11 protein-coding genes are annotated in these 7,757 nt (G+C 61.7%); all 11 read right to left on the reverse strand.

The window, feature by feature from the left end:
• On the reverse strand, positions 1-447 hold a 447-nt coding region (locus RT91_RS17980), incomplete at its 3' end, for a plasmid pRiA4b ORF-3 family protein (protein WP_035188956.1).
• A gap of 81 nt (positions 448-528) precedes the next feature.
• Positions 529-678: a hypothetical protein gene (locus RT91_RS22035; RefSeq protein ID WP_160321863.1), complete on the reverse strand. Its 150-nt coding sequence runs from the start codon at positions 676-678 to the stop codon at positions 529-531.
• Between the two features lie 281 nt (positions 679-959).
• Positions 960-1,895 carry a replication protein RepA gene (locus RT91_RS17985; RefSeq protein WP_035188958.1) on the reverse strand — a complete coding sequence of 312 codons (936 nt, stop codon included), beginning with the start codon at positions 1,893-1,895 and terminating at the stop codon, positions 960-962.
• A gap of 803 nt (positions 1,896-2,698) precedes the next feature.
• Entirely contained in the window at positions 2,699-3,361 is a 663-nt protein-coding gene (locus tag RT91_RS17990) for a ParA family protein (protein ID WP_035188960.1), read from the reverse strand.
• A 146-nt stretch (positions 3,362-3,507) separates the two neighbouring features.
• The gene (locus RT91_RS22040; protein WP_160321864.1) at positions 3,508-3,645 is read right to left on the reverse strand and encodes a hypothetical protein; all 138 of its coding nucleotides are present in this window, start codon (positions 3,643-3,645) and stop codon (positions 3,508-3,510) included.
• 182 nt (positions 3,646-3,827) lie between these two features.
• Positions 3,828-4,115 (reverse strand): hypothetical protein, encoded by a 288-nt coding sequence (locus RT91_RS22145; protein ID WP_035188962.1) that lies wholly within the window; start codon positions 4,113-4,115, stop codon positions 3,828-3,830.
• A gap of 419 nt (positions 4,116-4,534) precedes the next feature.
• Entirely contained in the window at positions 4,535-5,212 is a 678-nt protein-coding gene (locus RT91_RS18000) for an RES family NAD+ phosphorylase (protein ID WP_035188965.1), read from the reverse strand.
• Positions 5,209-5,613, reverse strand: a complete 405-nt coding sequence (locus RT91_RS18005) for an MbcA/ParS/Xre antitoxin family protein (protein ID WP_035188967.1) — start codon at positions 5,611-5,613, stop codon at positions 5,209-5,211. The genes RT91_RS18000 and RT91_RS18005 overlap by 4 nt, the downstream gene beginning before the upstream one ends.
• 128 nt (positions 5,614-5,741) lie before the next feature.
• On the reverse strand, positions 5,742-6,806 hold the full coding sequence (locus RT91_RS18010) for a site-specific integrase (RefSeq protein ID WP_240314349.1): 1,065 nt from the start codon (positions 6,804-6,806) through the stop codon (positions 5,742-5,744).
• Positions 6,807-6,983: 177 nt separating this feature from the next.
• Positions 6,984-7,562, reverse strand: a complete 579-nt coding sequence (locus RT91_RS20875; RefSeq protein WP_082468652.1) for a PIN domain-containing protein — start codon at positions 7,560-7,562, stop codon at positions 6,984-6,986.
• A partial coding sequence (locus RT91_RS20880; protein ID WP_152982869.1) for an excisionase family DNA-binding protein occupies positions 7,559-7,757 on the reverse strand: 199 nt, incomplete at its 5' end. The genes RT91_RS20875 and RT91_RS20880, both read right to left, overlap by 4 nt.

A 7,757-nucleotide genomic window follows, 5' to 3' on the forward strand; every position in this document is an offset into this window, starting at 1 on the left:
GTCGGCCATTGTGTGCAGGTCTTCCAAGGCATCCAGCGACGAAGCTTCATCCTGGCCAGCAAGATAGCCTCCCGGGCCGCCGCAGTCCTCCGGTGGGCAGGTGCCGTCGCCGCCAGTGCAACGCGGATAAGCCTTGCCCGGTTCTCCAGGCAGGTGATCCTCAATCCTGATCTCGTGCCGCCAGGGGATGTTCAGGTCGTACTCATAGACAAACCGGGCGCCTTTGCGCAGCCGCAGCCCAGCCAGCGTGACGTCTGGCGACGAGGCCGATATTTCGCAGGATCCATAGCGGCGGGACCGGAGGCAGAATTGGTAGAGGTGGATGCCCTCCCACCCCATCACGACCTGGATGACGCCATGCAACTCCCGCAGGGTACAGGTATTCGGCACCAGAAACCGCCGCCACACCATCGGGCTGATCCCGATCAACCACACCTTGATCTGCATGATCCCAGCCTCGTCCGTGGCGGAGGGATCAGCGTCAGCGGACGGTTTGGCCTGAATCGAAGGTCGGGGCACCACGCCAGCTTACCGCAGATCAGCCTGCGCCGTCACACCCCACACTTCCTGATGGTCTCCATCCAGGCTGTCGACCGCCTTGGGCCGGCACTCCGGTGTTTTGGAATCCTTCTGATTTTTCAAGGTTTTCCAAGCGGTCAGGAAATCCCACACCTGCAACTAGGGTCTCTGGCTCGCCACCCTCCCGGGCCATTGCCGGTATGTGGGATTTCCTGACCGCCGGGTGGCAGGTTGCTACCGCAGGCGAAATCGTACGCCGGTCGGGAAATCCCACCCTCCAGACGGGCGGCACATCCATAACAACTTACTGAAAATATGAATTATTTTTCGAGTGGCGGGATTTATGAGCCCGATGGTCAAGAAATCCCACACCATGCCAGGGCGGATTATTTCGGTCGGGAAATCCCATTTTGGTCAGAAAATCCCACGACGCTACGCCCCTATGTGATCAGCTTGAGTATTGGCGGCCTGGAGGGCTGGAGGGTAATGCCCCGATCCTCCACATCCAGCCGGCAGTCGGGATAGGCCGCCATGGCCGCTCGCAGAGCGGCCGTGAACAGGGGCTTGAAGTATTTCAACGGCCGGCCTGTCGTGTTGAACTGCGCGTCCAGGGAAATCCAGGAAATGTCCGTCGGACCCTTGATCTCGTGGCAGCGCCAGGCAAGCCAGATGTAAACGTCAAGCGCCAGGGAGCGGTGGGCAAGAGCCCGGATTGCAGCCTCCTGCAGGGGGACAGGATGGTCCTTCAGCGCACGCCAGAACGTCTCGTCCAGCACGACGCGGTCGTCCCACAGCTTCCCCTGGTCGTCGTCATCAACCACGCTCTTGAAGCGAAGTCCGGAAGAGACGATCCCCCCCCTGGTCCATCCCTCCGCGCCGTCGCCTTCCCAGAAGAACTTGAGGCTGCAGGCCGATATCCGCGCCGCCTGTTCCCTCAGGGCTCGTGTCGTCTCTCCCCCGATGGCGATCCCCATGCGCTCCATCCAGGTCCTCATGGACCGGCCGAGCTCGATCTCCCGGCTGTTCGTCCGGATCGCCTGAGTCTGGAGGTAGAGGAGGATCATCCTGGCCCGGGCCCCGAACGGGACTCCATACAGGACCGTGCGGCCCTTGGAGCGCATTACCCCGGGCTCGACGAGCAGGGTAACCTTGTGCCCCTTCCGCTGCCACACGGCGCTGTCGGAAAGGCGCTTGTGGGGCAGACTGGTCAGGCAGAATCCAGAATATGAGATGCCGATCTGTTGACGCTCGTCTGTCAGCACCTCGTTGGCGATATCCACAAGCGCGCGGTAGCGGGGACCGACGATTTCCCGGGCCCTCTCACTGCCATAATCGAGCACCAGCTGTGCGACGTTCTGGTCTAGGCGATTGATCATAGCCACCCCTCCAAAGCGACTTTTCGCCTTCTCATCGAGTCTATGTCAACTGTGGGATTTTCTGACCTAAAAATTGTGGGTTTCCCGACCAAAGTATTGTGGGATTTCTTGGCCGAGCTATTAGTAATTAGTTTGAATCTATTAGTAGTATGGTCAGGAATTCCCACGGGGCGACTCGTGTTTTGGTCGGGAAATCCCATGTTTCGGTTGAAAAATCCCCGTGGAAAATCTTGCTCAGCTGTGGATAGCATCAGTTGCGCAGCACGAAGTCAGGAAATCCCATGTGGATATTGTGGACAATTCGAGTCGGGCCGATCTCCCGACCATGCGACTCGGTAGCCGATGATGCGTGCATCACGAAGCACGCGTCATTCGCTACCATCTGAGCCCTCGCCCTCGCATGTAGGCGTCCATGGCCTCGCCGAGAATCTCCTGGATGGGCCGCCGTTCTTGGACGGAGAGCAGCTTGAGCCGCTCCCACCTTTCCTCCGAAAGCCGCAGCGTGACACCCGGCAGGCTCCGTGAAGCGGAATAGGTTCGAACGCGTCCAGTGGATGTGCGTACCCTCTGCCGGCCATCACCCCCCTCCCCTGTTTCGTCTACCTCGGGCCGTTCGCTCTGCGCCGCGGTCGGTTGGCGCTCCTCCGGCCACCCCGCATCGGCCGGCCTCGAGTGTGAGGCGGGCGCCTGTGCCGGATCGGGGCGTCCCGCTTGCGCCTGGTCATGACGTCCGCCAGTCTCGGTGAGATGATCCGGCGTACGCTTCACGAAGCTCGTAAAGCTGCGCTTTGGTGGTGCCGACATTACGACCTCCTCTTCTGTGGTGGGGCCGCCTTGAGCTGGATCGCATCCAAGAAGGCAATCTCCTTCCAGAGCTGGCGGATCTCCCGCGCTGCCTTGCTGGTGGGGTCGAACTCGCCAACGGCCTGCCCTTGTGTGAGGGCACGCCGGTAGACCTTCCTCTCCACAATGCGGCTGTTCAGGAGCGGCAGTTCGAGCTCCCTGAGAGCTCTGACCGTTTCGACGATCTCCTCGTCTGGCCTGGGAGAGGTTCTGGTCAGTACCGCGACCGATGGCACCCGGTTCGCGCGCAGCAGGTCAAGTGTGGCCTGGGTGGCAGCAACATCGAGGATTGACGGCTGCACCGGCACGAGAGCGAGGTCGATGTTCCGCGCGACCACCTCGAGTGCGGGCGCCGTGTGTGGCGGGGTGTCGACGAATATCAGCTGGAAGCCATCAGCCTCGGCCGCGTCCATTGCCTCCTTCAGCTCGGCCGCTAGGACCGGGGCGACCGGCGGGGTCCTATCCCCCCTCGCCTGCCCCCAGACCGCTGACGCGCTTGCCTGCGGATCGGTGTCGATGATGGCGGTCCGCATCCCCGCCTGATCTGCTGCCACTGCGAGGTGGACGCACAGGGTCGTTTTCGCGGCCCCGCCCTTCTGCTGCACCAGGGCAATTCGCTTCATGCCCGCTCGCACTGCATCGTGATTGGTGATGCACGCATCAATCTTCCATTCCCTCTGTTCCCGCCCGACCCGCAAAGACTGGAGTCGTGACGCGTGACTCGTGATACACGATGCGTGCACCACGCATCGAATGGCTGTCAAGAAATTCAAATCTGTTTTTGAATTGTTTGGTGATGCGAGATGCGTGATGCAAAGGTGCCGCGCATTAGCGTAGGATCAGTCAGTTGTGCCTGCTTGCTGAGCGATTTTGCCGCATCATGCATCACGATGAGTGATGCGTGCATCACGATAGCCGCCGGAGACTGCTCAGGAGTTGGTATTACAGCGATGCGAGATGCGTGCTTCGTGATGGGTGATGCGAGATGCACGCATCCATGGAGTGGCCGGCCCTAGCAGGGGAGGGGGTATGATCCTGGTCGAAGCTGCTTAGCGGCTCCGCCCCGATTGTCTCTGCAGCCCGTCGTGCCTACTCGAGCACCATCGCGACAGCCTGCTGTTCGCCATGCTCGATCGAGACGCTCGTGAACGGAATACTGAACCGGTTCAAGATCCCGATGATCCGCTCATCGATCTGTTCGGCCTGGTCGCGCTCGTGGACGCGGCCATAGGCGCTGTATCGTTCCGAGCGGTCGACGAAGAGGTTCAGCGAGGAGTACGCGAAATGCGCTTCCAGCGCCGCGGCCTCGATGCCGGGGCTGGTCTGGTGGCCGGCTTCACCTCGGAATACCTGGCCGACATCAATCGGAATCCGCAATCTGATCCTGAACCGATCCGAAAAAGAGTGGGTGATGCCACCTCGAGAATGGGCTATGTCAAAGGCTCAGTTCGCCGTCATCTTCGGCGATCGCTTCGTAAGGGCCCTGGCGGCCTGATGTTCAACCGCCGCCCATACACGGAATTCCTGACAGTGCCCCGCGCGTCCCTAGATTGACCGACCGGTCCTTTCAGACCCCATGAGGCAGCGGCCTCGCGCCGACTGCGGACAGAAGCAAGACCCTGGCGACGGACCCTCGCTCAACGAGGGATTGACATCCAAGGGCCCGTTACAGAAGCTCATATTTCTTGGCTTTGCCGGTCGCGAAGCAGACTGCGGATCCGGTGCCTCTGGGTGAGGGCAGGTGGGGAACTCCCCGGCTCGACGGGATCGCCGGATCGCCGTTATCGCGCTCCGTCTCAGAGCGACCGCTTTTCATAGACCGCAGTGATTCGCTGTCCGTCCCAGACATAGCAGAGGTGCCGTTCCTGGCGACAGTTCGAGAGCAGGCGGGCGCGGAACACTGCTGCGCATTCTCCGCCGTGGTGGCGCACGCTGTCGTAGGCGATGCCGTTCGAGCCTTCCTTGCGCAGCGTCGCCGCCAGATGTTGACCGGCGGTGTAGTTCTCGTTGTGGTAGACGATTGGAAATTCCGCCTTGCGGCCGCGCAGGTCGTGCAGCGATGCGGCCAGATCGATCAGGTAGACCCGCATGTCGAGTTCCATCCGGACCTCTGCCGTCGTCCGCATGAAGCGTTCGCGGTGGTAGGTTGTTTCCGCGATGGCGGTATCCAGATTGTTGGCCGCGTAGAACACACCGTATGTGCCGTCGGTAAACCGGCTGCCCGCGGAATTAAGATGCGTGAATGCGGCCATGATGATGCTGGAGCCGGGACCGCTGACGCGATCCTCCGGCGGAACGAGACGGATGTCGCCGACCTCATCTCGCAGTCGCGGGTTCGTCAGGGATTCGACGGCGAAGATTGCCTCGAGATCGTCGGGGGGCGTCACCCGCTCGAATAGCTGGATCGGTGGAAACCGGCTGGGGATGATCCGCCAGCTCGGTTTCCACTCGACCTGGGTGGCGGGAAGGCTCATGCCCAGCCGCCACGCTGCGCATCTAGGTATTGCCGGACTAGAAAGAGGTCGGCGACCTGTCCGGACAGCATTCGGTCGAGAGCCGACCTCCCGCCGAACAGGGGCGCGGTATTGGCGCGCTTCACCCAGGTGTCGGCAGCCCTCTCATCCGGCAGCAGTATCTGGAGCGCCTTGTAGATGCCGAGGACATAGGAGATGCGTTCCAGTGTGTCCTTCGGCAGAATGGCATTCGCATCCTTCTTCCATTTGAAGAACGTCGAGCGTGCTGTAACCCCAAGCAGCGCCATCTGGTCGTCGACCGACAGTCCCCATAGCTCGGCAATACGGAAAAACGTGCGCAGCGCAGGGCCCGACAGACCCTTGCGGTCGATTGTCGGTGCGGGATGGACTTGCGAAGCCATGATATTCGCTCCATCTTTGAACTGACCAAATATATAGTCCAAATATGGATTCAGACAAGCGTCATACGTGCCGGATATTCTGCGCCTGCGGGCGATCTGAATTGGCGTGAGATCAGACCCCGACGGGCCTAGAGCACCCCGTCCAGCGGGTGCCCGTCAAACAGGTCGCCGAACTCCAGGTACTCGCCGAGCACGTCGAAGCTCTTGTGGCGCCCGAGCCGCTTCAGCCGGGCGGGATGGACTCCGCGTTCCATTCCGGTGGTCAGTGCCCCGCGCTTGAGGCTGTGCCCGCCGAGGTCCCGCCGGCCGAATCCGGCGGCCATGGCCCGGCGCTGGATGATCAGGGCCACGCTCTGCGGGGTGAGGGCCCGCGCGCCGACCACCGGGTCCGGCGGTGCGGTCCGCTTGCGTCCCTTGCGGCCGGAGGGCGGCGCCCAGATCCGGCGAAACACGGGGCCCTGATGCAATCCGGCCGCCATCTGCCAGCGCTCGAGGGCGCGAACAGGGCAGAGTTCGGTATCGCCGTAGGGGAGGGCGACGGTAACCGCCTCGGTCTGGCTCCCTTTGGTCTGCGGCAGGGTCAGGCGGAGCCCCCGCTCGGACGGTGTGAGGTACTCGATTCTGATCCCGGCGAGTTCCGAGCGCCGCAGCGCGCCGGCGAAGCCGACCAGGATCAGCGCCCGGTCGCGCAGGTCGATCAGCTCGGTATCGCCGATCGGTGCCAGCAGCCGGCGGATCACTGTCGCCGTCGCCGCCACCTTCTTGCGGCGGATCTCGCCGCGGGCGGCGGCATCGCGCTGGATGCCCGCCATGGTTTCGGCAACGCAGGCGTCGTCGGTCGGGACCGGGCAGCCGGCGAGGCGATGCAGGTAGCGGATCGCGGCGCGCCGGAGCTTCAGTGTTTCGGTCGAGACGCCGCGGCCGCGCTCGTCGGCGAGAAAGGCGGCGACGTCCGCGCCGGAGGCGGGGAGGGGGGTCAGCCCGTGGCGGTCGCACCAGAGGCACCAGACGCGCACCGCGGCCCGGTAGGCCCGTCTTGTATTCTCGGCCTTGGCCCGGCGGGCATAGGCGCTGGCGGCGCTGCGGGCGCCGGCGAGCGTGCCGTCGGCGACCGGGACCGGTTCCTCCTCGATTTCGGTGAACCAGCGCCGGACCGCGTGCCCGTCGCCGGCGAGCGGGGGAGCGGAGGGCACCAAGATGCCTTCCGGTGGCGCGTCGGGGCGGTCTTGCGGTGCAATTTCGGTATCGTCAGGCACGACTGGCCTCTCTTGAGCGCACTCCAGTCGGCTCTGCGCCCGAAGTCTTAGGGTTTCGTCGTAGGATCGACAACTTTGCCACGATCGGCTGCCGATTGAACCGCCTGCGGTGCATCAGAGAAATGGTCGCATCGGACGGATCTGCGACGCAAGTTTGGGGAGACCTTTCGCTGTGAGGTCAAGCACAAATTCTGAAGGGGTATACGGCGGATTCTGATATGAGCGCCTTAACTTTCTGAGGATTTCGGTCGCCTCTGTAGGGTAAAGTTCGAATGTTCTGGAGAGAAATTCATCGGGGTGAATCGCTTCAACAGAAAATTGTTCCAGAGCCTCTGGCGGGAAGTCGTTGAGATTTTGGGTGACGATGTGTTGTGCTCCGCAGCGGATCGCAGCCGCGAGAACGTGGCGATCATTCTGATCAGGCAGCTCGAGGCCGCCTATCAAGCTTTCGTAATCGGTAACCAGCGCTTCTGGAAACTCGAAACTCATTTTTTGCAACTGCGAACAAATACTGTGTTCCAAGCCTGGCTTTTCAGCCAAGAGATTGGAAGTCCATTCCTCCAATATTGTTTTGCTCCAGCGGCCCCGAAACAAGCCAGCATGATAGAAGCACAAAAGAATGTCCCGCATCCTGAATGGATACAGGACATTTGCGTCTAATACGACAACGAAGCGGTCCGCAATGTGCTTCATGAGGCATCGAATTCTTGGCCCAAGCGTGCCAATTCATCCAGCGCTGCTTCCCGGTTGCTATCACGCCGATTTTTGTAGGCGATCAAATCTTCAAACTTGACGCGCCTGTGTGAGCCGATTGGAACGAACGGGATCTCCCCCTTCTTCAGCAAACCGCTGAGATATGGCCTAGAGACGTTGAGCAAATCTGCCGCT

It is taken from the genome of Acidiphilium sp. JA12-A1 (assembly GCF_000724705.2).
In the GTDB taxonomy this organism is placed as follows: Bacteria; Pseudomonadota; Alphaproteobacteria; order Acetobacterales; family Acetobacteraceae; genus Acidiphilium; species Acidiphilium multivorum.

Coding starts and splice junctions, on each gene's coding strand:
- RT91_RS22040 (WP_160321864.1), bottom strand. CDS start 3,645: ATGCACGCATCACTCATCGTGATGCATGATGCGGCAAAATCGCTCAGC.
- RT91_RS17985 (WP_035188958.1), bottom strand. CDS start 1,895: ATGATCAATCGCCTAGACCAGAACGTCGCACAGCTGGTGCTCGATTAT.
- RT91_RS18000 (WP_035188965.1), bottom strand. CDS start 5,212: ATGAGCCTTCCCGCCACCCAGGTCGAGTGGAAACCGAGCTGGCGGATC.
- RT91_RS17990 (WP_035188960.1), bottom strand. CDS start 3,361: ATGAAGCGAATTGCCCTGGTGCAGCAGAAGGGCGGGGCCGCGAAAACG.
- RT91_RS20875 (WP_082468652.1), bottom strand. CDS start 7,562: ATGAAGCACATTGCGGACCGCTTCGTTGTCGTATTAGACGCAAATGTC.
- RT91_RS18005 (WP_035188967.1), bottom strand. CDS start 5,613: ATGGCTTCGCAAGTCCATCCCGCACCGACAATCGACCGCAAGGGTCTG.